The sequence below is a fragment of the Dellaglioa sp. CoH-56-MRSF-11 genome, assembly GCF_056782135.1.
Genome location: NZ_JBXAYE010000002.1, coordinates 142,100 through 165,155, shown reverse-complemented (window position 1 = coordinate 165,155; position 23,056 = coordinate 142,100). Strand labels below are relative to the sequence as shown.

The following is a 23,056-nucleotide window of genomic DNA, read 5'->3' as shown; positions in this document are numbered from 1 at the left end:
TCATCAACACCAGTTTTTTATTCTGAAAACAAAAAAAGAGGCCACCGGCCCCTGCTATGATTAAGTTGCAAAACATAATCAAAAGCGAGGGATGCTGATGATCACAATTAATTCCGCACTATTACTATTAGGAACAGAAGACGAAAATATTAAGAAAATTAACGTTTCCGATGATTTTGTTAGAATAGTATCACGTAAAAGAAAAGTTAATATCATAGATGCACCATTAACATACATACCTCCAAGAGACCCAGATTGTGGCTATTTAACTATGATCAAAAATGGAACACGTTTAGTTAATGCTAGAATTTCTAGCGTAAATGGCTATGAATTTCATTTGCGATTACGGAACCAACGCTTTATTTGGGCTTCATGTCAAAGTGCGATTGATGCTGAAACACATAATTTTGTAGCGATACTGCCTAATCGTTTTAACAGTGTTATTAAGGAACATTTTTTTAATGCATATATTCTAAAAGAAAGACAATTTGTAACCTCTGTTGTTGTAGACCTGAATGCTCAATATCAAAGTATCATTCATCAACTATTCCCAAATGCTTAAATAATTATTGATCGTTTTCATTTAGTTTAACTGGCTGGTAAAGCCTTAGATTGTGTTCGTATAGATACTTTAAATCAGATAATTGATCATAAAAATAGAGAATATAAATCTTTAAAAACTCAGTTATTAGAAAACTATCAACCAAATAACAGTGAAATGGATACTGTAATAACCACTTTCATAAAGAATCCACATTATATTGAAAATATTTTTATCTTCAACTTATTAAAACGGTCCTATAGAAGGACTTAATCGAAAAATTAAAACACTTAAACGTAGCAGTTACGGTTTCGGAAACTGACATCATCTTTTTGAAAGAATTTTATTAATTCATAACTAAAAAAAGGAAATCCTTTTGGATTTCCCTTAATTAGATTAGACGTTTATTGTCTCACCATCACTATTTGACGCAGACCCAATTTAATCTACGCTTTTGATTATAAACAAAAGCCCTAATGTAATTCCCCATTCTATTACCAATATAATAATCAGTTCCCACAAAGGAATTATAGTTAATAACAAAAATGCACCACCTGGGAGTGAAAGTACTAATATACTCACTGTAATAATAAAAAAATATTTCCAAAAACGTTTTAAATATCTATTAGGCATTATAGCTAGGATTATTAACAATAAAAATGTTAATAATCCCATGACCACTGCCAAATCGTCCCATAATGTGCCTCCAAAATAATATGAAAATGGCGCTAATTTTCCATGTATTACTATACTTGGATAAATGAGACCACCATAACATAATCCACTAAAAAGAAGTAGTCCCCGAAGTATCCATCCGCTTGCTTCTTTAATTACTTTCATTTTAAAACCCCTCTCTCAGATTATTATGATGTTATTTTATGAATATCATTTGGCTTGAACGGACTACTAAAATTGCCAAGCAATCCATAATGTTTCTTTTTTCTATATGCCTCAACATGAGCACCCTTTTTGTATATTGCTGAAAAAAATCTTTCTTGCTCGCATGCTTTGCTTTGTCATCTTATGCAATCATTTCAGTAAGAGTAGTTTTAGCACCCGGCTTAACTTGATTTTCATATACAGGCCAAATAGATGAACTACACAAATCATAAAACTCTTGATAGTTCATATCCTATTGCTTAATTTTACCCTCTTTGACTCCTATATTATATGCTTTAGTTATATCACGGCTCATAAATGTATCCTGAGCATAAATATGATTAGGTACTAATAATACTGAACAAAACTTCATTAAAATAGCTATTACTTTAATACTTTTTCATTAACAACAATCTAACGCTATCATAATTTTAATGTTACTTCAAATAATTTAACTATAATATTAATCTAAGTTAATACTTTAAAAACTTAAAAAAGCCAGCCTCTTAAATTAATACTTTTTTCCGTAATGCACAAAAAGAATTAAAAAATTGATAAAAATATATCTATATGTTATTGAAAATATTAATTATAAACTTTAATTAGAAATCGAAAACTTATAATTTCTGCCCCTTTTCTGCCCCTTTTAGCGACTTTAATGCGACTTTTTGAAGCAAGGTTCAATTATATAGGTCTACCAAATTTTTAGACAAATAAAAAAGCCTTGATTACCAAGGCTTTTCAACGTCAATCTAACGGCGAGCTTCTTTAATACGAGCAGCTTTACCATTAAGGGCACGTAAGTAGTACAATTTAGCACGACGAACACGACCATGACGGATAACTTCAATTTTAGCAACACGAGGTGAATGCAATGGGAAAGTACGTTCAACACCGACACCGTTACTAATTTTACGAACAGTGTAACTTGAACTAATACCTTTACCACGGCGTTTTAAAACGACACCTTCGAAAAGTTGGATACGTTCACGTGTGCCTTCAACAACACGGGCGTGAACTCGAACAGTATCACCTGGGCGGAACTCAGGAATATCTGTACGTAATTGTGCTTCTGTAAGTTTTGCGATCATTGGACTCATAATTTGGATCTCCTTTTCAACAGAAATTCATTCACATTCACTATGCCAGCGGAATATCGTAATTTTATGTGGCTTTTAACCACTTTTAAAATTGTATCATATTACTTTATAGGCGTAAAGGTTATTTCCTTTACTTTCCAGATTTTATGTCAGCTAACCATTCAACTTGTTGTTTAGATAATTGAATATCTTTCAACAAATCTGGTCTTCTCTCAAATGTTCGTCTCAATGATTCTTTTTGACGCCATTCATCGATTAATTTATGATTCCCATTTGTTAGAACTTCAGGAACTTTCATCCCTCTAAAATCAGCTGGCCGTGTATATTGCGGATATTCTAACAAGCCGTTTGAAAATGAATCTCCGGGAGCAGATTCTTTATTGCCTAAAACTTCAGGTAACAATCGAACAGTCGCATCAATCATGACCATGGCTCCTAGTTCCCCACCCGTTAAAATGTAATCACCAAGTGAAACCTCATCAGTTACAAGTTCGCGGATACGTTCATCATAGCCTTCATAGTGACCACAAATAAATGTTAGATGTTCTTCTTTCGCAAATTCTTCAGCCACATTTTGGTCAAATTTACGTCCTGCTGGATCTAAAAGGATAACTTTACCTTTTGTGTCAGATTCCTTTTGAACAGCTTCTAAAGTGTCAAAAACTGGCTGTGCTTGTAATAACATACCTGCACCACCACCATATGGGTAATCGTCCACATGATTTTGTTTATCAGTTGTAAAATCTCTAAAATTAGTAATTTTTAAATCAAGAACGTCCTTATCAATTGCCTTACCAACAATTGATTGTTTCATGGGACCATCAAACATTTCTGGAAATAAACTCAAAACATCAATTTTCATATTTAGTCGTCCAATCCTTCTAAAAGTTCAACCGTTACAATATTGTTATCAATATCGACAGTTTTTATAACATCTTTAATAACTGGTAACAATAAATCACCCTGTCCCTGACGCTTAACAACCCAAACGTCATTAGCTCCTGGGCTTAAAATTTCATAAATAGAGCCAATTTTTTCTTCATTTTCATTTTGGACATCTAAGCCGATAATTTGATGGTAATAGTAATTACCTTCTTCTAATTCCCGAAGACCTTTATCAGCGACTTTAAGATCTAATCCTTTATACTTCTCAACCAGGTTAATATCTTGTAATCCTTCAAACGTCACGAGTTCAAAATTTTTATGATGTCTATAGGTCATAACCGTTAACGAAATAACTTGTTTTCCGCTCTTATCAAACAGATACAAGACGGTTCCCTTTTTAAAACGCTCAGAAACGAAGTCAGTTGTAGCCATAACTCTAACTTCTCCTTTGATTCCATGAGTATTGACGATTGTTCCTACTTGATAATAATCCATATTTACTCCTTTTTATTGTAAAATAAAAACTCCCAAACAAAACATTGCTGCTTCATTCAAGAGTTACTATTTTAATCTAATATGTTTAGACGCACTCGTTTCGAACTTGTTAAACGCACACCATAGATTATTGTTCTAATAGCTTGCGCAACTTGTCCGTGCTTCCCAATAATACGGCCAATATCATCTGAATTCACAGATAATTCAAAATAGACATAATGATCATCTTGTTTCTGTCCTATTTGGACATCATCAGGATTTTCAACAAGCGGTTTGACAATTGTTAAAATTAAACTTGTCACTTCTGCTTCAGTCATTTAATCGTCCTTATTTTTTAGAGAATTTAGCTTCATGGAATTTCTTCATGATGCCTGCATTTGAAAGAATGTTACGTACAGTATCTGATGGTTGTGCACCATTGTTCAACCAGTTTAAAATACTTTCTTCTTCAAGTGTTACTGTTTGTGGTTCTGTTAATGGGTTGTAAGTACCAACGTTTTCGATGAAACGGCCATCACGTGGTGAACGTGAATCAGCTACAACGACACGGTAGAACGGTCTCTTTTTAGAACCCATACGTTTTAAACGAATTTTTACTGACATTAATATACACCTCCTGATATCTACTTCAACAATAATTAATATACCAGTTATTTATCAGCTTGTAAAGGTTTTTTTCTTGACAGTTAAAATAAATTATCAAAATGTCCCTTAAGCCATACCAGTATTGGTTATTTAATGATTATTTTCTAGAGTTTTTATTTTTCTTCATACGTTTTTTCTTGTTTTTCTTGTTCTTACGAACCATAGAATTCATAGACATCTTAGCTAAGCGACCTGTTACGCCCTTGCCAAGCATCCCTTCCATACCTTCAAAATTACCGCTATTCATTTTCTTCATCATTTTCTTCATTTCGCCAAATTGCTTAATCATTCGGTTAACTTCAACAATTGGACGACCTGCACCAGCAGCAATACGTCGTCGACGACTGGGGTTCAAGATGTCTGGATTTTCGCGTTCTTTAGGTGTCATTGAGTATACTGTCGCACGCATATGGTCAATATCCTTGGGATCCATTTTAACATTCTTCATAGCTGGATTATTAGCCATCCCTGGAATCATCTTCATAATATCTTCCATAGGACCCATTTTTTGTAATTGATCCATTTGACTTAAAAAATCATTAAAATCAAATGTATTTTCTTGAAATTTTTCAGCCATTTTAGCTGATTCATTTTCATCAAAATCTTGTTGTGCTTTTTCAATCAGCGTGAGCATATCACCCATGCCTAAAATTCTTGATGCCATACGATCTGGATAGAATACGTCCAAATCAGTTAATTTTTCACCTTGTCCGATAAATTTAATTGGTTTACCCGTCACTGAACGAATTGATAACGCAGCACCACCACGAGTGTCACCATCTAATTTAGTTAAGACGACACCAGTAACATCTAATTGTTCATTAAAGCCTTTAGCAACATCTACCGCACTTTGTCCAGTCATTGAATCAACAGTCAAAAGAATTTCATTTGGGTTCGCTAAGGCCTTAATTTGAGCTAATTCGTCCATTAGCGTTTCATCAATTTGTAAACGACCAGCTGTATCAATAATAATGTAATCATTTTTATTTTCTGCAGCTTGTGCTAAACCTTGTCGAACAATTTCAACAGGGTTTACTTTTGTACCCAATTCAAAAACAGGTATTTCCAAATCTCGACCTAAAACTTGTAATTGGTCGATAGCAGCTGGACGATAAATATCGGCTGCTATCATTAAAGGTCTCGCATTTTCTTCTTTTTTTAATGTTAAAGCAAGTTTACCAGCTGTGGTTGTTTTACCAGCCCCTTGTAAACCAACCATCATAATAATTGTTGGTATTTTAGATGACTTGTTCAATGGAACAGCTGTTTCACCCATGACTTTAGTTAATTCTTCATTTACAATTTTGACGATTTGTTGTGATGACGTTAAACTCTCAAGTACTTCCGCACCAATTGCACGTTCACGAACAACCTTAACGAACTCTTTAACCACTGTAAAGTTAACATCGGCTTCAAGTAAGGCTAAGCGAATTTCACGCATAACCTCTTTTAAATCAGTTTCAGATATTTTACCTTTGCGACGGAGTTTCGTCATCGCATTTTGTAATCTTTCTGTTAATCCTTCAAATGCCATTTTTAACTACCTACCCTTACTCTTCGTCTAATTCTTCTAATTGATTAATTAGATCGGTTAATTTTTGATCCTCTTTATAAGTACTATCTGTGTATTGCTTAATTTGGTCTAATTTTTCATTACGTTGAATAAAATTATGATACAAATTCAACTTATCTTCATAATCTTCTAAAATTTTTTCTGTTCGTTTGATATTATCATAAACGGCTTGCCGACTAACATCAAAATTGTCCGCAATCTCACCAAGTGAAAAATCATCACCATAGTACATGGCCATATATTCAGCCTGTTTTTTAGTTAATAATGACTCATAAAATTCAAACAATGCATTTACTCGATTTGTTTTATCAATCGCCACTAAAAAAACTCCTTCGTTTTTGTTTCATTCAGTCCTACTTAGAAGGGTACCGATTTTAGCCCTAAACGTCAATAGCAAAAAGAAGTCCGATTAGTTTAATCTGACTTCTAAGATTATTCTTCTGTTGATTCAGGTTGTTCTTGAATAAGTCCTTTAAACAAACCATAAATGAAATCTTCTGCATTAAAATCACGTAAGTCATCCATTTGCTCACCTAATCCAGCAAGTTTTACTGGTAAATGCATTTCATTACGAATGGCTAACACGATACCACCACGAGCAGTTCCATCTAGCTTAGTTAATACAATACCACTCACATCAGTTGTTTCTTTAAATTGTTTAGCTTGGATTAAAGCATTTTGACCCATTGTTGCATCCAAAACAAGTAAAACTTCATGAGGTGCATCTGGAATTTCTCGAGAAATGATTCGTTTAATTTTATCTAATTCATTCATCAAGTTAACTTTATTCTGCAAACGACCAGCTGTATCAACTAGTAAAATATCGTAATCTTCTTCTTTGGCACGTTTTACCGCGTCAAAAATAACAGAGGCTGGATCACTTTTTTCTGGTCCACGAACGATATCGACATCAACACGACGGCTCCATTCAGCAAGTTGTTCTATTGCACCCGCTCTAAATGTATCTCCAGCAGCTAAGAGTACTTTTTTGCCTTCTTCATGATAACGGTGTGCTAGTTTCCCAATAGTTGTTGTTTTACCAACGCCATTAACACCAACAAATAAAATAACAGTTGGACCTGATTCAGCTTGCGCAATAGAATTATCTTCGTCTTTACCCTCTGATTCATACAAATCTACCAATTTTTCAATAATTGCTGCAGAAACAGCATCTGGATTGCTTACATTTCTTAATTTAACTTCTTCTTGTAACTCACGGCTAATTTTCATAGCCGTTTCAAATCCAACATCAGCTTCAATTAAAGTTTCTTCTAACTCTTCAAAAAAATCTTCATCGACTGTTCTAAAATTAGCAAACAGTGAGTTTAAGCGTTGTCCAAAGGTTTTTCTTGATTTTTCAAGGCCTTTATCATATTTTTCTTGTTCAGATGATTCTGGTTCTTCACCTGTAAAAGCTTGCTTAATTCTACTAAATATTCCCATCTGTAGCGCCTCCTAATCTTTTATTAGTATATCAAACCGTTTTGTCTAATGATACCGAAACCATTTTAGAGATACCAGACTCTTGCATTGTAACACCATACAAAATATTAGCTTCAACCATTGTTCCATTTCGATGCGTTATCACAATAAATTGCGTTTCTTGATGAAATGATTTTAGATAACTAGCAAATCGAGCTACATTTGCATCGTCAAGCGCAGCTTCTGCTTCATCCAAGATACAAAAAGGAACTGGTTTTACTCTTAAAATAGCAAATAGTAGCGTAATTGCGGTCAAAGCTTGTTCTCCGCCAGAAAGTAAACTCAAACTTTGAACTTTTTTACCAGGCGGCTGCGCTAGAATATCAATTCCAGTTGTTAAAAGATTTTCTGGATCAGTTAATTCTAATCTAGCTTTACCACCACCAAACATAACAGGGAATATCTCCTCAAATTTCTTAGAGATATCAATAAAACTAGCTTTAAATCTTTTTTCAACTTCAGTATCCATATCCATCATAGTTTTCTTTAATTGTTCATCGGCTTCTAATAAATCATTTTGTTGGTCTAATAAGAATGAGTAACGTTCATTAACTCTTTCAAATTCATCAATCGAGGCCACATTAACCTCACCAATTTCTTTTAGCCCTTTTCTCAATAATTTTTGTTGCGCCAAAATTTGTTCAAGAGGTTGCTGACTTTCTAATTTTTCAGCCTCTTCAAAAGTCTGTTGAAAATCACTAGCTAGCTTAGCTAGAAACTCATCAAGCGACTCATTAAGTTGTTGTTGTTGATTTTCAGCTTTGATTTTATCTGCAATAATATTTCTCTGCAACTCAGATAAACGAGATAAATGGCTATTTTCTTCAGTTAAAGTTTGATTAATATTAGTTCTGTTCTTTTTAAAATCAGCTAACTTTAAATCGGCTTCTTCTGCTTGCCTTTGAAATTCTTGTAATTCTTTTTGGATATCTTTTTCTTTCACCTGACTATTTTCGGTATTTCTGAGTAAGTCTTGATGTTGTTGATTTATCAATGTAGCTTTATCAACTAATTCCTGAATATCGTTATTCAGCAGCATAACATTAGCGTGTTGCTGTTTTAATTGTTCTTGGAATACTAATAAACTTTCACGATGGTTTTGTTTCTTAACTTGTTGCTGCTGTTCAAATTGATTACTATTTTTTAATTGTAAGTCAATATCAGAAATATCATTATTTGCTACTTGTATTTGTCGTGCTAATTCAATAATTTTTTGTTCATTGTCTTTAAATTTTATTTGGTTATTAATTTTATCAGTTTGATTTTTTTCAAATTCATCATATTTTTCAGTCGTTTTAAGTTCTTGCTGTTCTAAAATTAACCGACTAGTTGTTAATTTAGATTGTGTTGTTTGATATTGACTTTTTAAATCAACAACAATCAATTCAAGCGACTCGATCATTTCTTTTTGCTTTTCAACAGTCACTCTAGCTTCATTGCCACGAACTTCACGAGCCTCTAATTCTTGTTGCATTTTTTGGATACTTTCATCTAATTGTAGAATAGTTTGCTTCTGATTTAACAATCCACTGGTATGTTGCTGTTTACCACCAGTTATTGCACCACCTGCATTTATTACTTCTCCAGTCCGTGTGACAACTTTAACTCGATGATTCAAATCACGACTAACTTTAATTGCCGTATCCATATCTTCAACGATAATTGTTGTCCCTAGCAAATACTGACTAATTTCAATAAATTGAGGTTCAACTTTAATTAACTCTGACGCAATACCGATGACTCCTTCATACTTTAAGACGAAACGTTGTGCATCACCGATAGAACGTCCCTTAATAGCTGAAATAGGCAAAAATGTTGCCCGACCAAATTTATTATCCGTTAAAAATTTAATTGCATTCTTTGCAACAGACTCTTCTTGCACAACTACCTGTTGTAATTGCGCACCCAATGCTGTCTCTATTGCTTGATTAATTTCCTTTGGGACCGTAATTAATTCTGCCACTGAACCATATAAACCAGGAAACTTATTTTTTTCTTTTAAAATTGCTTTAACGCCTTGATAATAGCCGTTATAACTATTTTGCGTCAAAAGTAGATTATCCTTTTTATTTTTCGCCTGTACTAAAACGTTTGATGCTTCAAACCATCTACGTTGCTGTGCCTCGTAAGAATCGTTATTTTTTTTCAAGGCAATCTTTAATTTAGCTAATTCTTTTTCTTCATTAATTAATTTATTATCAATCAAATTAAATTCAGTTTTTTTAGTTTTAAAATCGTTTTTTGCTTGTGTTAAATACTCTTGTTCAGTAGCTAATAAGTCATCATTAACCTTAGCCTGTGAATCAAAATTTAATGTTTTTTGTAAAAACTCATTCTCACTTTGTAATCGTGTACGTTGTTGAATAGTATCATTAACAACGCGCCTTAATTCTTTTGAACGATCTTGTCCAGAAATATCCGCTGTTTCTAACGTTTTATCAATCGCTTCAATAAACATGTTCTCATCAGTAATATTTTTCTGTAAAGCTAATGACCGCTTATCTAAATTAGCTAATGACTCTTGTTTCAAAATAATTTGTTCATTCACCGATTCTTGTTCTTTTTTTAATTCTGTTATTTTTTGCTTTTCAAAATCTTTTTTTTGAGTTGATATATTACTTTGACCCATCAACCGTTCTTTATTAATTGTTAAATCTAATAGTTTGTTTTGTGTATGATCAATCATTTTTTCAATATTCTCTAGTTCTGAGCGATAACCTGCAATTTCATGTTCTTTTACAGTGACCTTAGTCTTATAATCACTATCCATTTCAAGTAACTTATCTAACGAATGTGTGACATCCCTTTTTAGTTGCGATTGCCTTTTAATTTCTTTAACCAACCGACTAAGTTCTAACTCATCAAATTGCTTTTTTTGAGATAAATAATCCTTTGCCAAACTACTTTGCTCACGTAAAGGTTCAACTTGTCCTTTAAGTTCAAAAATAATATCAGAAACCCGGTTAAGATGACCTTTTGTTTCTTCTAATTGGCGAGTGGCAATATTTTTTTCTTGTTTATATTTTAAAACACCAGCAACTTCTTCAATAATCGAACGTCTGTCTTCGGGCTTACTATTAAAAATTTCAGCAACTCTACCCTGAGAAATGATTGAAAATGACTCTTTTCCAAGACCAGTATCCATGAATAGATTGGTTATATCTTTAAGACGACACTGCTTTTGATTAATTAAAAACTCGCTGACACCATCTCTAAATAATCGTCTTGTAACGGTTATTTTTTCAGGATTATCTTGAATATAAAAATCAGAATTATCAAAAATAATACTAACTTCAGCACGATTAACTGCTGATCTGTTCCCTGAACCAGCAAATATAACGTCAGGCATTTTATTTCCACGTAAATTTTTGGCTGATTGTTCACCAAGTACCCAGCGAATTGCTTCAATAATATTACTTTTACCGCTACCGTTAGGACCGACAATACCAGTCATCCCGTCTTTAAATTCAATTGTTGTTTTGTCTGCAAATGATTTAAAACCATTAATGACTAAAGACTCTAATTTCATCCGTCACTAACCCCCTGAACATTTTTACTTTCTGAGTAATCCTAATGCATTACTTGCTGCTTGTTGTTCTGCAACTTTTTTAGAATGTCCTGCCCCTTGTCCAATGATTTTGCCATCAGCACTGACAGACATAACATATTGTCTGTCATGCTCTGGACCAAGGTCATCAACAACATCATAGGTAATGACAACATCACCATCTTTTTGTAAAAACTCTTGTAGCGACGTTTTATAATCCATAACATGGTCAAACCAGCCTAAGTCTAATTTTGGAAAAATAACTTTCCTGATAAATGTTTCAACAGCTAATTTACCTTGATCTTGATAAAGCGCTCCTACAAAAGATTCAAAAATATCACATAATAACGCAGGTCTTTGACGTGCATTTGATTTTTCTTCACCTTTACCTAAACGAATAAATTCATCAAATCGGCATTCTTTAGCAAATGCGCTGAAACTCTCTTCACATACCATTGCAGCTCTTAGACGCGTTAATTTCCCTTGTGGCAGCATTGTATACCGCTGATATAAATATTCTGAAACTGTTAATTGTAAAACAGCGTCTCCTAAAAATTCAATTCGTTCATAAAATTTTAAATTTTCTTTGGGATGTTCATTTACATATGATGCCTGTGTGAATGCTTCATCTAATAAATCCGTATTCACAAATTTAATATTAAAATCTTCTGCTAACATTTCATTTAAACCTTTAATCATTATTATCCTCCGTTATTATCATTATTGCTCTTACAATTATACCTGTTTTAATCACTAAAAGGTACTCCATACAAAAAAAGCGCTGACAAATATCATTGTCTAACGCTTTTAATGAACGATTTAATATACGTGTTGAATTATTATTTTTGGTTAGCTTTAATAAAAGTGACAACGTCTCCGACAGTTGTTAAACTTTCTGCATCTTCATCAGAAATTTCTGCACCAAATGTATCTTCAAGTTCTAAAACGAACTCAACAACATCAATTGAATCTGCATCTAAATCCTTTTTAAAATCTAAGTCATTCGTAATTTTTTCTACTGGCAAATCAAAATGTTCGTCTATAATTTTAACAATTTTTCCAAAAATTTCTTCTTCTGTCATTCCAATAGCCTCCTTTTGAATCATGACGTAATTTTAACCATTTTTCAGAGAAATGTCTAGTTAATTTTATTTTCACTAGTTTCCTTTTCAAAATAGTTAACAATATTAGGTACTACATCTGTATTAACCATATCATTGATTTGGTTAATTGTGTAATAAACAACTTCAGCCTTACTTGATCCATGTGATTTTACAACTGGTGCTTTAATACCTAGTAAAACCGCACCGCCATACTTAGGTGAATCCATTTTATTCTTCAATTGTTTTAAACTTGGTTTCAGTAAAAGTGCACCAATTTTAGCACGCAAGCCACCACTCATAATGGCACTTCTGAGTAATGAAAACATTCCTAAAGCTGTCCCTTCAACGGATTTTAAAACAGCATTACCTGTAAATCCGTCAGAAACAACAATATCAGCTTTACCAGAAAGCAAATCATTAGATTCAATATTACCCACAAAATTTAATTCGGTATCGTTTTGTAATAATTGGTACGCTTCTTGCGTCACTTTGTTGCCTTTATGTGGTTCTGTCCCATTATTTAATAAACCAATTTTAGGATTACTAATATGGCGAACATTTTTAGCGTAATAGTTACCTAAGACAGCATATTGATGCAAGTGTTCAGGTTTACTATCCGCATTGGCTCCAGCATCTAATAAATTTACAGTATTATCACTAGAAATAACTGGCAATGTTGCTAATAAACCAGGTCGTGGAATACCCTTAATACGGCCAATTATAAACAAACCAGCAGCAAGTAGTGCCCCTGTATTACCGCATGAAAATACGGCATCATTCTCACCATCTTTAACAGATTGAGCTGCTAAGACCATTGATGCTTTTTTCTTTGAACGAATTGCCTTAACTGGTTCATCATTCCCATCAATTTCCTCATCCGTGTGAACAATTGTGATATTTTTATCATCTTTTAAGAATTCACGAATTCTTTTTTCATCTCCGTACAACGTAAATTGAATGGTGCTATCTTCGTCTCTAGCACGTTCAACGCCCTCGACGATTGATTGCGGTGCAAAATCGCCGCCCATTGCATCAACTGCTAACTTCATAATTATATTCTCCTAACTTATTTAATCGAATTTTAAATCTGTATTTTGATGGTTTTTTAAATAATCGTTTAGTGGTTTAAATTCAGGATTACTTTCAAAGTCATCTCTAAAAACTATTTCGTGCGCTTCTTGTTGGGCCACTTGTAATGCATTGATATCACCTATGGGATCACCGATTTTAAAATCAGGTATTCCAGATTGCTTACGGCCTAATACATCGCCAGCACCTCGCAACTCTAAATCTTTTTGCGAAATGACGAAACCGTCTGTTGTCTCTGTCATAATTTGCATGCGCTGTCTTCCAAAATCATTTTTAGGATCAGCAATTAAAATACAATAAGATGCTTTCTTACCACGGCCAACCCGACCTCGTAATTGATGTAATTGCGCTAACCCAAACCGTTCAGCATTATGAATCATCATCACAGTAGCATTAGGTACATCAACGCCGACTTCGATAACCGTTGTTGAAACCAATATTTGATATTTATTGGCCTTAAAATCGGCCATAATCTGATCCTTTTCATCATTCTTCATTTTGCCATGCAGTAATCCAACTTTATATTTTGGCTCAAATATTTCTTTCATATTTTCGTATAAAGCTAATGCATTTTTTAAATCTAGTGTTTCAGATTCATCAATTAGTGGTGTAATAATATAAGCTTGTGAGCCTTGAATCAACTGTTCTTTAATGAGATCGATTCCTTTACCTACTTGAGAACTCTTTAACCAAGATGTCGAAATAGGTTGGCGTCCTGCAGGTAGTTCATTAATCGTAGAAACATCCATTTCGCCATAAGCAGTGATTGCTAGCGTCCTAGGGATTGGCGTGGCCGTCATTGCTAAAACGTCCGGTTCAGCCCCCTTCTCTCTTAAAATGCGACGTTGATTCACACCAAATCGGTGTTGCTCATCAGTAATAACTAATCCAACGCGACTGAATGACACATCAGGTTGAATAATCGCATGTGTTCCAATAATTAAATTAACCTCACCTGATTCAAGATGTGCTAATAGTTCACGTCTAGCTTTAACTTTCATTGACCCAGTTAAAAGTGCAACATTAACTGGGAAATCTGCGAATAAGGTAGCCATGTTATTGGCATGTTGTTCAGCTAATATTTCTGTTGGCGCCATTAAAACGGCTTGATAGCCCGCCGTAATAGCCGCGTACATCACAATTGCTGCAACAATTGTTTTACCTGATCCAACATCACCTTGAAGTAATCGATTCATATGGATTGGTTGTTTCATGTCTGAACAAATTTCATTAACGACTCTTTTTTGAGCTGCCGTTAATTCAAATGGTAACGTCTGAATGAATTTTTTCAATTCATTATTTTGATAGTTAATTTTAATACCATCATTTTTAGTATCATTTCTTTTAATATACTGTAATTTCAATTGAAATAAAAAGAACTCTTCAAAAATAGCCGTCCGTTTGGCATCATGAAAATCTTTTTCATCCTGTGGAAAGTGAATATCATGTAACATCGTCTTACAATCAATTAAACGATACTTTTTAATCAGGTCATTTGGTAATATTGAATCAATTTGATTCGCATATTGCTCAAATGCTTGTGTAATTAACTGTCGAATTGCCGATTGATGAATATCTTTGGAAGAACGATATATCGCTGATAACCTATCATCATTTTGCTTCGTCAATAACTTCATCCCAGATAAACTTTTTCTTTTATCATCCCATTTACCATACACAGCTACTTCTTTACCAATCTCAAATTGTTTTTGCAAAAAAGGCTGATTAAAAAAACTAACGGTTATATTATCACTATCAATTAGTAATCTAACGTTTAACAGATTTCTTTTCTGACCAAACCGAATTAAAACTGGTTCAGAAGAGACAATTCCTTTTAGAGTTACTTTTTCTTGATCAGTAATTTCAGATAATTTTTTTGCTTTTAAATCGTCATAACGATACGGATAAAATGTTAATAAATCTATGATTGTATTAATTCCTAATTGATTAAGTGCAGTCAATTTTTTAGGCCCAACACCAGTTAAAACACTAACTGAATCATTCAATGATGACATTATGATACCTCACTTTCTACGGAATATAAAAAGCAGGAGAGAACATAGTCTCATCCCACCTTTACTTTTTACTATTTATTCAACTGAAATTAGGTATGGATAGACCGGTTGGTCTCCTTCGTGAATTTCGACTTCTAAATCTTCATCAATTTCATAAATGGCTTCTTCGATTTCTTTAGCTTCGTCCTCAGAACCGTCTTCACCCACAATAATTGTGATAATTTCGCTGTCTTCATCCAACATTTCTTTAGTCATTTCAATTGCAACTTTTTTACGATCATTATCGGTTACTTTGATGCTACCATCAATAATACCCATATAATTATCTTTTTTAATCTCAATACCTTCAATTGTTGTATCTCTAACTGCAATTGTTACTTGACCAGAAGTTACTGTATCCAAGTTTTCAATCATAGCATCTTTGTTTTCTTCTAATGTACTATCAATATTAAAACCAAGCATTGCTGTCATTCCTTGAGCGATTGTACGACTTGGTACAACAACTGTTGGAACTGTTGAAACTTCAACAGCTTGTTCAGCAGCTAAGAAAATATTTTTATTATTAGGTAAAATAATCACATTTTTAGCTTTAGTTGCTTCAATTGCCTTAACAATATCTTCCGTACTTGGATTCATTGTTTGACCACCACTTAAAATATAAGAAACGCCTAAACTTTTGAAAAGTGTCGCAACACCAGAACCAGATGAAATTGAAATAACTGCAATTTCGCTAGGTACTGCAGTTTCACTTGTTTCTTCAGTCTCTTCTTCATCATTTTCCAAAATTGTCTCATGTTGTTGACGCATATTATCAACCTTAACTTTGATTAATGAACCATAATGTTGACCATAAGTCATCACTTCACCAGGATTTTCTGTATGTACGTGAACTTTAACAACTTCATCATCGGCCACAACAAGAAGAGAATCACCAATTTCACTTAAATGATTTCTAAATTCATCATAATCAAATTTACGATCAACTAAACGACCAGCACCCAATTTAAGCATGATTTCTGTACAATAACCAAATTTAATATCTTCAGTACTTAATTTACTTTGAACACTCTGATGGTGACTGGCATTAACCATTTCATCCATTTCTTTTTCATTTGGTTTGTATTCTTCACTAATTGTTTCCTTACCAGTTAAGGCATCAAAGAAACCTTCATAAACAAATGTTAATCCTTGACCACCTGAATCAACAACACCAACCTCTTTTAAAACAGGTAATAAATCCGGTGTTGTTGCTAATGCTTTTTTAGCAGCTACATAAGTTGCTTCCATAACGACGATAACATCATCGCTCTCAGAGGCAGCTTTATTTGCAGCCTTAGCGGCTTCTCTTGCAACTGTTAAAATAGTTCCTTCAGTTGGTTTCATAACGGCTTTATACGCGACTTCTACGCCACCTGTCAAAGCATCTGACAAATCAGTAGCAGTTAAAACCTCTTTAGCTTGGATCCGTTTATAAAAGCCTCTAAAAATTTGTGATAAAATAACGCCTGAGTTGCCTCGAGCACCCATCAGTAAACCTTTAGCTAAAATCGAAGATAGTTCACCAACATGTTCAGAAGGTGAATCTTGAACATACTTTGCCCCACTTGCGAACGAAAGGTTCATATTTGTACCTGTATCACCATCTGGCACTGGAAATACATTCAATGAATTAATAAATTCGGCATTTTTAGCCAATCGTTGTGAGCTAATTTGGACCATTTTTCTAAATTCTTGGTCCGTAATTTTCGTAACAGTCACTTCTTTTTCCTCCTTGGTCACTACTAAAATAGCTAGTTACTAATCGCCTAGTACGCGAACGCCTTGTACTAACACGTTAACTGAATTAGCAGATACACCTAGCATTGTTTCTAAATTATACTTCACTTTTTCTTGAACATTACGACAAACTTCAGATATTTTTGTGCCATAGCCAACAATAATGTAGACATCAATAGCAACACCATTATCTTCCTGGCGAACAACAACACCTCTAGAATAATTATCTCTTCTTAAAATTTCATTCACATTGTCACGAATTTGGTTTTTACTTGCCATTCCGACAATCCCAAAAATTTCAGTTGCGGCACCGCCGACAACTGTCGCAATAACTTCATTATCAATATCAATCGTACCGAATTGCGTTTTGATCTTAACAGCCATAAGAATAGCCTCCTTATATTTTCACACAATCAATAAGAGTATTTTATCATAGGATATGGTAGAATAAAAGAAAAATAGCATCTAAGAAAATTCTATTCCCCTACCTTCGGGAATTTCAAGCTGTCAAGCAAATTTACTTGAAAGAAAAGTATTGCATTATATGGCTAAATATGATATTTTTGTTTAGGTAAGTAAGCATAGCTTTGCTTTTTAAGTGAATTGCAGAGGAGGATATGAATATGGCAAAAGATTTTATTACAGGACGTAAGACTACTTTCGGTAAGAAACGTTCTCATGCATTGAACCAAACAAACCGTAGCTGGAAACCTAATTTACAAAAAGTTCGCATCTTAGTTGATGGTAAACCTAAAAGAGTTTATGTATCTGCTCGCGCTTTAAAGTCAGGTAAAGTTACCCGTGTTTAATTCAATTTAAAAAGACTCAGCATTTATGCTAAGTCTTTTTTTTTGCTCTATTTTTCGTCATCACGACTTTGAATCACAATAATAATACCAGATTCAAAACTAAACTCACCTGTATCCCCCATAAATTCATTACTTGCTAATGAAATCGGGTTCACAAAATTAATTTGATTCAATGTATACTTCTCATCTATTAAACTCAATTTTTTAACTGGTGACAGTGGAATAAATGCAAGATATTTTTTATCATCTTCTTTTATTAACTGATACTTACCAGATTTAAAGAATCGAATTGAATTTTGTTTATCAACTAAACAAATTTTTTCAAACATTGTATTAAATGGCTCTCTAAAAATAAAAAACAAATTAGCCAATAAATGATCAATTCGACCACCTGTAGCGCCATAAATCGTCACTGAATCAAACTCAAATTCAGATATGGCTTCTCTCAAAGCAAATTCAGTATCTGTATCATCTTTTTCAGGATTAGCTATTTTAATTTTTTTACTATGATTAGATACTAAATTAAATTCACTTTCAGTCATTGAATCGAAATCACCAATCGATAGCTCAGGTGTAATACCTAGTTTTATTAATCGCAATGCACCTCTGTCAACACCAATCCACGGTCCACGAACGTTACCATCCACTAATTCCTTAGGCCACTGTTCCTTAGGTCCACCGACTAAGATATTGAGTTTCATTTGGTTGCTTCTCTTAACTTATTAATTTGTTCAGTTGGATTATCACTATTGTAGATGTATGAACCAGCTACTGCGACTGTTGCACCACTATCAAGACATTCCTTAATCGTTTGATCATTAACACCACCATCAACTTCAATATCAAAATCATAATTTTGAACTTGTTTGATACGGTCTAATTGGTCAATTTTACGTTTCATTTCTGGAATAAATGATTGTCCCCCAAATCCAGGGTTAACAGTCATCACTAATACTTGATCAACAAGTGGCAAAATTTGTTTAATTGTCTCTAGGGATGTTCCTGGGTTAATAACCACTTCAGCTTTCACACCTAATTTTTTAATATGTTGAATAACACCAAAAATATGGGGAGTTGATTCAACATGAACCCCAATAATATCAGCACCTGCCGCAGCAAATTCTTCAATATAAGATTCTGGATTTTCTACCATCAAATGACAATCCAAAACCATTTTTGTTAATGGTCTAATTGCTTCAACGACGTTTGCACCAAAAGTTAAATTAGGCACAAAATGGCCATCCATAATATCAATATGTAAATATTCTGCACCAGCTTGATCAACAACTTTAATATCCTTTTCCAAGTTTGCAAAATTAGCGCTTAAAATAGAAGGTGATAATTTCATTTTGGTCATCTCATTTCTTATAGTTTGGTTTTTGATCAACAATTAATTGATTAAATTGTAAATAATTTTTGTACCGACTCTGTAATAAATTACCTTGTTCAAGTGCTGCTTTAACTGCACATTTAGGCTCCTTAATATGCAAACAACCTCTAAATTTACAGCCAACAGATAGTTCATTTAATTCTGGAAATAACTTTGGTAACTCTTCTTTTGACATATCAAATAAATCAAAAGAAGAAAATCCAGGTGTATCAGCAATTAGCCCACCTGCAATAGGCATTAATGTTACCTTACGAGTAGTATGTTTACCACGATGTAAGGCTTTTGATATCTCAGCCGTCTGCAACTCCAACTCTGGCATAATTTTATTTAGTAATGTTGATTTTCCTGCACCAGTCTGACCCATTACGACTGCAATTTTACCCGGAAAGGTATCTTGTAATTCTTTAACCACAACATCTTCATTTTTACCAAATGGAAAAAATGTTGGATAGATTTGACTATAAGCTTCAATAATACTGCTTATTTCAACTACTTTCTCTTCAGGAATTAAATCGCCCTTTGAAAAGTATAAGACTGGCTTAACATGATGCGATTCTAGCATAATTAATTGTCTATCTAATAGATTGCTTGAAAATGCTGGTTCAACACATGACGTTACAACAATTGCTTCATCAATATTAGCTACTGGTGGTCGAATTAAGCTGTTTTCTCGATCATGAATATTAAGAATATAGCCTTCTTTTTTATTTTCAGCTTTGAAGTCAACCCAATCGCCAACTAGTGGTGCCTGGTTAGAATTTCTAAAATTACCTCGAGCCCTTGTTCGATAAGTTTCGCCTTCGACATCAACGTCGTAAAAGCCACTTAATGATTGTCTAATCTGACCTGTTACCAATAAATTAACCTCCTTTAACTGGACTCATGTAACCGTTTTATATGATTAATTAAAAAATAGATTAGAAGTTTACCCTCTAATCTAATTTTACCACATCTTTTATTTAATTTTTAGTTACATTATCATTTTCCGCAATTACTTCACCATCACGCAAAATTTTATATTTTCCTGCTTTTCCAGAATCTAAAACAAATGATAATTTAAAATCAGTATCTTTTGTAATTGTTTTCCGTTCATAAATATCATCAATGTTATGTGTTTTGTCTTCAATATAAATTTCAATAGCATTTTCATCTGCTTTTGATTCTGAAGAACTTGAACTAGAGCTGGAACTATCATCTGACGACGAGTCTTTGTCCTCATCCGTATCTTTTTCTTCATCAACTGAACTTGAACTTTCTGACACAATTGATTTGAATGGAACAGATATAGTCCTGGTAAATTCATCAGTTGTGACTTTTTTTCCTTTAGAAATAACAACTGATAATCGATCACCTTTAGAAAAAGAGCTTCCTTCTGCTGGTGATTGTTTAATAACTTGACCTTTGTCAACTGAATCTGAGTAGGCCTCGCTAATTGTCAGATTACCACCTAATTCGCTTGTATAATCCTGAACACTTTTTCTTGTATATCCTGTTAAATCTCTAAGTGTATACACTTTAGGACCTGAACTAACTGTCAATGTAATCACTGTATCACTCGGAACTACCTTATCACCCGCTGTGACATCTTGCGCCATAATTTCATTTTCAGTCACAGATTCTGACTCTTCCGTTTCTTTTTCAACTTTAAAGCCATCATTTTCTAACGTTGTTTTAACATCCTCATAATTACTACCAACGTAATTCTCGATTGTTATCTTAGCTTTTCCCTTTGATACCATTACATCAACCTGATTTTTTTCTCGAATTATTTCATTCTTCTTAGGTGTTGAATTAATGATATTACCACTATCAACGGTTTCACTATTTGTTCGAGTAATTTTACCAAGTTTCAAATTTTTGTCTGCTAAATTTGATTTTGCTTCACTAACTGTCATTCCGCTTAAATCAGGGACCTTAACTTCTTTTGGTGAACTCATTGCAAGAATCGCACCACCCAGAATAAGAGCGACAAAAGCAAAAATGATTGCGCCGATAGTCCATTTTTTACGACGACTCATTTTCTTTTTCGTATCTTTTTTTACATCTGGTTCCTGATTCGGACTAAGTGTTTCTACAGTCTGCTTATCAAATACCGGCAATACTTTAGTTTCACCACTGATAACCTCTTCAGGCTGCCACTTTGCCACATTTTTTTTAGCCAAAGATTCTCGCAAAGCAATTGACATTTCTCCAGCAGATTGGAACCTATCTCGCGGTACTTTACTTGTTGCTTGTAAAACAACATTTTCAAGAGACTGCGGAATATTAGGATCAAATTCCCGAACAGATGGCACATCACTTTGAAAATGTTTTAGGGCAATTGAAACAGCTGTTTCACCTTCAAAAGGAACTCGCCCAGTTAACATTTCATACAAAATAATACCAAGCGAATAGATATCAGATTGTTTTGTTGCCATGCTACCTCTAGCCTGTTCTGGCGAAAGATAATGAACAGAACCCAATAAAGTATTAGTTTGTGTTAACGAATGATCAGCCAATGCCACAGCAATACCAAAATCTGTAATTTTAGCATTACCATCTGCATCTATTAAAATATTTTGTGGTTTTAAATCACGATGAATAATACTGTGATCATGTGCTACTTCTACAGCTGATAAAATTTGAGTCATAATATCAATCACAACTTGATATGGAATTGGGAACCTTTTTGCTATATATGTTTTTAAATCATGTCCCGGCACATATTCCATGACCATAAATTGCAGTCCGTCTACTTCACCGACATCATAAACATTCACAATATTTGGATGAACCAATTCAGTTGTTGCCAATGCCTCACGTTTAAAACGTCTAACAGTATCTTGATCATCCCTTAAATCGACTCGCAATACTTTAACAGCTACTGGTCGATCCAAAATTAAATCAGTCGCAAGATAGACATTTGCCATGCCACCTTCGCCTAATGAATTTATTATTTTATAACGTTCATTAAAAATTGTATCAGGTTTCATTACACTATCCCCCGATCATTGCTAACCAGGAGTGCGGTAATGTTATCTAATCCGCCTGCCTTATTGGCCAATCTAATTAATTCCGAGCCTTTTTCTTCAACAGTTGTAGTATTTTTTAAGACCGTCTTGATTTCATCATCAGAGACCATATTAGTTAAGCCATCTGTGCATAATAATAATAAATCACCCGACTCAGAATCATTAACCGCAATATCAGCATCAGCATCTGACGAGATACCTAAACTTCTTGTAATCATATTCTTTTGCGGATAATTTTTAGCATCTTCTACGGTTAGTTCGCCACGCTTAATTAATTCATTCACTACTGAATGATCTTCAGTTAATTGATAAAGTTCTTTGTCACGTAATAAGTATCCTCGGCTATCACCAATATTGGCAACAATATATTTTTCTTCAAAGAATATGGCACATACCATTGTTGTGCCCATACCTGAAAGATCTTCATATTGATTAGACTTTTCAATAATTTGTTTATTTTCCATCTCTACTTCTTTGGTTATCCATTTAATTGCATCACTGGGCTGGCTAAAATTAGTTCCTTCAAATCGAAATCCCATGTGTGAAACGGCCATTTCTGAAGCAACATCTCCGCCCAAATGACCACCGATACCATCTGCAACCATCACAAAAGAAATACCACTTTTATTGTGAAAGACACCGACGTAATCTTCATTATTTTCTCTGACACTACCTACATCTGTTTGATAGGCAACTTTCATTCTTACACCTCGAGT

24 protein-coding genes are annotated in these 23,056 nt (G+C 33.8%); 3 read left to right on the top strand and 21 right to left on the bottom strand.

Going from position 1 to position 23,056, the window contains the following annotated elements:
- Window positions 1-97 precede the first annotated feature (97 nt).
- Both AC1RPT_RS02760 and AC1RPT_RS02755 read left to right on the top strand, forming a co-directional pair.
- Window positions 98-562 carry a transposase gene (locus AC1RPT_RS02760; RefSeq protein WP_481761271.1) on the top strand — a complete coding sequence of 155 codons (465 nt, stop codon included), beginning with the start codon at window positions 98-100 and terminating at the stop codon, window positions 560-562.
- A 238-nt stretch (window positions 563-800) separates the two neighbouring features.
- Window positions 801-863, top strand: coding sequence for a hypothetical protein (locus AC1RPT_RS02755; protein WP_481761405.1), 63 nt, complete (start codon window positions 801-803; stop codon window positions 861-863).
- Between the two features lie 119 nt (window positions 864-982).
- On the opposite strand, the gene AC1RPT_RS02750 is transcribed toward AC1RPT_RS02755, so the two are convergent.
- From AC1RPT_RS02750 to AC1RPT_RS02675, 16 genes are all read right to left on the bottom strand, one after another.
- On the bottom strand, window positions 983-1,381 hold the full coding sequence (locus AC1RPT_RS02750; RefSeq protein ID WP_481761270.1) for a hypothetical protein: 399 nt from the start codon (window positions 1,379-1,381) through the stop codon (window positions 983-985).
- A gap of 791 nt (window positions 1,382-2,172) precedes the next feature.
- The gene (gene rplS / locus AC1RPT_RS02745) at window positions 2,173-2,520 is read right to left on the bottom strand and encodes a 50S ribosomal protein L19 (RefSeq protein ID WP_057973468.1); all 348 of its coding nucleotides are present in this window, start codon (window positions 2,518-2,520) and stop codon (window positions 2,173-2,175) included.
- 130 nt (window positions 2,521-2,650) lie between these two features.
- Window positions 2,651-3,382, bottom strand: a complete 732-nt coding sequence (gene trmD / locus AC1RPT_RS02740) for a tRNA (guanosine(37)-N1)-methyltransferase TrmD (RefSeq protein ID WP_481761269.1) — start codon at window positions 3,380-3,382, stop codon at window positions 2,651-2,653.
- A gap of 2 nt (window positions 3,383-3,384) precedes the next feature.
- On the bottom strand, window positions 3,385-3,900 hold the full coding sequence (gene rimM, locus AC1RPT_RS02735) for a ribosome maturation factor RimM (protein WP_481761268.1): 516 nt from the start codon (window positions 3,898-3,900) through the stop codon (window positions 3,385-3,387).
- A 71-nt stretch (window positions 3,901-3,971) separates the two neighbouring features.
- On the bottom strand, window positions 3,972-4,217 hold the full coding sequence (locus AC1RPT_RS02730) for a KH domain-containing protein (RefSeq protein WP_409022598.1): 246 nt from the start codon (window positions 4,215-4,217) through the stop codon (window positions 3,972-3,974).
- 10 nt (window positions 4,218-4,227) lie between these two features.
- Window positions 4,228-4,503 (bottom strand): 30S ribosomal protein S16, encoded by a 276-nt coding sequence (rpsP, locus tag AC1RPT_RS02725; protein WP_409022599.1) that lies wholly within the window; start codon window positions 4,501-4,503, stop codon window positions 4,228-4,230.
- 139 nt (window positions 4,504-4,642) lie between these two features.
- Window positions 4,643-6,079: a signal recognition particle protein gene (ffh, locus tag AC1RPT_RS02720; protein ID WP_481761267.1), complete on the bottom strand. Its 1,437-nt coding sequence runs from the start codon at window positions 6,077-6,079 to the stop codon at window positions 4,643-4,645.
- Window positions 6,080-6,095: 16 nt separating this feature from the next.
- Window positions 6,096-6,437 carry a putative DNA-binding protein gene (locus AC1RPT_RS02715; protein ID WP_409022601.1) on the bottom strand — a complete coding sequence of 114 codons (342 nt, stop codon included), beginning with the start codon at window positions 6,435-6,437 and terminating at the stop codon, window positions 6,096-6,098.
- Between the two features lie 113 nt (window positions 6,438-6,550).
- Window positions 6,551-7,561, bottom strand: a complete 1,011-nt coding sequence (ftsY, locus tag AC1RPT_RS02710; protein ID WP_481761266.1) for a signal recognition particle-docking protein FtsY — start codon at window positions 7,559-7,561, stop codon at window positions 6,551-6,553.
- 31 nt (window positions 7,562-7,592) lie between these two features.
- The gene (gene smc / locus AC1RPT_RS02705) at window positions 7,593-11,129 is read right to left on the bottom strand and encodes a chromosome segregation protein SMC (protein WP_481761265.1); all 3,537 of its coding nucleotides are present in this window, start codon (window positions 11,127-11,129) and stop codon (window positions 7,593-7,595) included.
- Window positions 11,130-11,153: 24 nt separating this feature from the next.
- On the bottom strand, window positions 11,154-11,846 hold the full coding sequence (gene rnc / locus AC1RPT_RS02700) for a ribonuclease III (protein ID WP_481761264.1): 693 nt from the start codon (window positions 11,844-11,846) through the stop codon (window positions 11,154-11,156).
- 140 nt (window positions 11,847-11,986) lie between these two features.
- The gene (gene acpP / locus AC1RPT_RS02695) at window positions 11,987-12,229 is read right to left on the bottom strand and encodes an acyl carrier protein (RefSeq protein ID WP_409022605.1); all 243 of its coding nucleotides are present in this window, start codon (window positions 12,227-12,229) and stop codon (window positions 11,987-11,989) included.
- Window positions 12,230-12,285: 56 nt separating this feature from the next.
- Window positions 12,286-13,299, bottom strand: coding sequence for a phosphate acyltransferase PlsX (gene plsX / locus AC1RPT_RS02690; protein WP_481761263.1), 1,014 nt, complete (start codon window positions 13,297-13,299; stop codon window positions 12,286-12,288).
- Window positions 13,300-13,320: 21 nt separating this feature from the next.
- Window positions 13,321-15,357: an ATP-dependent DNA helicase RecG gene (gene recG / locus AC1RPT_RS02685; protein ID WP_481761404.1), complete on the bottom strand. Its 2,037-nt coding sequence runs from the start codon at window positions 15,355-15,357 to the stop codon at window positions 13,321-13,323.
- A 72-nt stretch (window positions 15,358-15,429) separates the two neighbouring features.
- Window positions 15,430-17,112: a DAK2 domain-containing protein gene (locus AC1RPT_RS02680; RefSeq protein WP_481761262.1), complete on the bottom strand. Its 1,683-nt coding sequence runs from the start codon at window positions 17,110-17,112 to the stop codon at window positions 15,430-15,432.
- A gap of 39 nt (window positions 17,113-17,151) precedes the next feature.
- Window positions 17,152-17,514 (bottom strand): Asp23/Gls24 family envelope stress response protein, encoded by a 363-nt coding sequence (locus AC1RPT_RS02675; RefSeq protein WP_057973455.1) that lies wholly within the window; start codon window positions 17,512-17,514, stop codon window positions 17,152-17,154.
- A gap of 239 nt (window positions 17,515-17,753) precedes the next feature.
- Between AC1RPT_RS02675 and rpmB the strand changes: the two genes are divergently transcribed.
- The gene (gene rpmB, locus AC1RPT_RS02670) at window positions 17,754-17,939 is read left to right on the top strand and encodes a 50S ribosomal protein L28 (protein WP_057973454.1); all 186 of its coding nucleotides are present in this window, start codon (window positions 17,754-17,756) and stop codon (window positions 17,937-17,939) included.
- 47 nt (window positions 17,940-17,986) lie between these two features.
- Here the strand turns inward: rpmB and AC1RPT_RS02665 are convergent, their stop codons facing one another.
- From AC1RPT_RS02665 to AC1RPT_RS02645, 5 genes are all read right to left on the bottom strand, one after another.
- Window positions 17,987-18,640 (bottom strand): thiamine diphosphokinase, encoded by a 654-nt coding sequence (locus AC1RPT_RS02665; protein ID WP_481761261.1) that lies wholly within the window; start codon window positions 18,638-18,640, stop codon window positions 17,987-17,989.
- Window positions 18,637-19,287 (bottom strand): ribulose-phosphate 3-epimerase, encoded by a 651-nt coding sequence (rpe, locus tag AC1RPT_RS02660; RefSeq protein ID WP_409022609.1) that lies wholly within the window; start codon window positions 19,285-19,287, stop codon window positions 18,637-18,639. The genes AC1RPT_RS02665 and rpe overlap by 4 nt, the downstream gene beginning before the upstream one ends.
- Window positions 19,288-19,297: 10 nt before the next feature.
- A complete protein-coding gene (gene rsgA, locus AC1RPT_RS02655; protein WP_481761260.1) occupies window positions 19,298-20,185 on the bottom strand; it encodes a ribosome small subunit-dependent GTPase A in 888 nt (295 codons plus the stop codon).
- 103 nt (window positions 20,186-20,288) lie between these two features.
- On the bottom strand, window positions 20,289-22,301 hold the full coding sequence (gene pknB, locus AC1RPT_RS02650; RefSeq protein WP_481761259.1) for a Stk1 family PASTA domain-containing Ser/Thr kinase: 2,013 nt from the start codon (window positions 22,299-22,301) through the stop codon (window positions 20,289-20,291).
- Complete coding sequence (locus AC1RPT_RS02645; protein WP_481761258.1) at window positions 22,301-23,041, bottom strand: Stp1/IreP family PP2C-type Ser/Thr phosphatase; 741 nt, start codon at window positions 23,039-23,041, stop codon at window positions 22,301-22,303. The genes pknB and AC1RPT_RS02645 overlap by 1 nt, the downstream gene beginning before the upstream one ends.
- Window positions 23,042-23,056: the final 15 nt, after the last annotated feature.

What these genes read in the sequence shown, in the direction of transcription:
- rpmB (WP_057973454.1), top strand. Translation starts at nt 17,754, where the DNA reads ATGGCAAAAGATTTTATTACAGGACGTAAGACTACTTTCGGTAAGAAA.
- smc (WP_481761265.1), bottom strand. Translation starts at nt 11,129, where the DNA reads ATGAAATTAGAGTCTTTAGTCATTAATGGTTTTAAATCATTTGCAGAC.
- pknB (WP_481761259.1), bottom strand. Translation starts at nt 22,301, where the DNA reads ATGAAACCTGATACAATTTTTAATGAACGTTATAAAATAATAAATTCA.
- rplS (WP_057973468.1), bottom strand. Translation starts at nt 2,520, where the DNA reads ATGAGTCCAATGATCGCAAAACTTACAGAAGCACAATTACGTACAGAT.
- AC1RPT_RS02665 (WP_481761261.1), bottom strand. Translation starts at nt 18,640, where the DNA reads ATGAAACTCAATATCTTAGTCGGTGGACCTAAGGAACAGTGGCCTAAG.
- AC1RPT_RS02645 (WP_481761258.1), bottom strand. Translation starts at nt 23,041, where the DNA reads ATGAAAGTTGCCTATCAAACAGATGTAGGTAGTGTCAGAGAAAATAAT.
- AC1RPT_RS02750 (WP_481761270.1), bottom strand. Translation starts at nt 1,381, where the DNA reads ATGAAAGTAATTAAAGAAGCAAGCGGATGGATACTTCGGGGACTACTT.
- ftsY (WP_481761266.1), bottom strand. Translation starts at nt 7,561, where the DNA reads ATGGGAATATTTAGTAGAATTAAGCAAGCTTTTACAGGTGAAGAACCA.
- rpsP (WP_409022599.1), bottom strand. Translation starts at nt 4,503, where the DNA reads ATGTCAGTAAAAATTCGTTTAAAACGTATGGGTTCTAAAAAGAGACCG.
- plsX (WP_481761263.1), bottom strand. Translation starts at nt 13,299, where the DNA reads ATGAAGTTAGCAGTTGATGCAATGGGCGGCGATTTTGCACCGCAATCA.
- AC1RPT_RS02675 (WP_057973455.1), bottom strand. Translation starts at nt 17,514, where the DNA reads ATGGCTGTTAAGATCAAAACGCAATTCGGTACGATTGATATTGATAAT.
- rimM (WP_481761268.1), bottom strand. Translation starts at nt 3,900, where the DNA reads ATGGATTATTATCAAGTAGGAACAATCGTCAATACTCATGGAATCAAA.
- AC1RPT_RS02730 (WP_409022598.1), bottom strand. Translation starts at nt 4,217, where the DNA reads ATGACTGAAGCAGAAGTGACAAGTTTAATTTTAACAATTGTCAAACCG.
- ffh (WP_481761267.1), bottom strand. Translation starts at nt 6,079, where the DNA reads ATGGCATTTGAAGGATTAACAGAAAGATTACAAAATGCGATGACGAAA.
- rpe (WP_409022609.1), bottom strand. Translation starts at nt 19,287, where the DNA reads ATGAAATTATCACCTTCTATTTTAAGCGCTAATTTTGCAAACTTGGAA.
- AC1RPT_RS02760 (WP_481761271.1), top strand. Translation starts at nt 98, where the DNA reads ATGATCACAATTAATTCCGCACTATTACTATTAGGAACAGAAGACGAA.
- trmD (WP_481761269.1), bottom strand. Translation starts at nt 3,382, where the DNA reads ATGAAAATTGATGTTTTGAGTTTATTTCCAGAAATGTTTGATGGTCCC.
- acpP (WP_409022605.1), bottom strand. Translation starts at nt 12,229, where the DNA reads ATGACAGAAGAAGAAATTTTTGGAAAAATTGTTAAAATTATAGACGAA.
- rnc (WP_481761264.1), bottom strand. Translation starts at nt 11,846, where the DNA reads ATGATTAAAGGTTTAAATGAAATGTTAGCAGAAGATTTTAATATTAAA.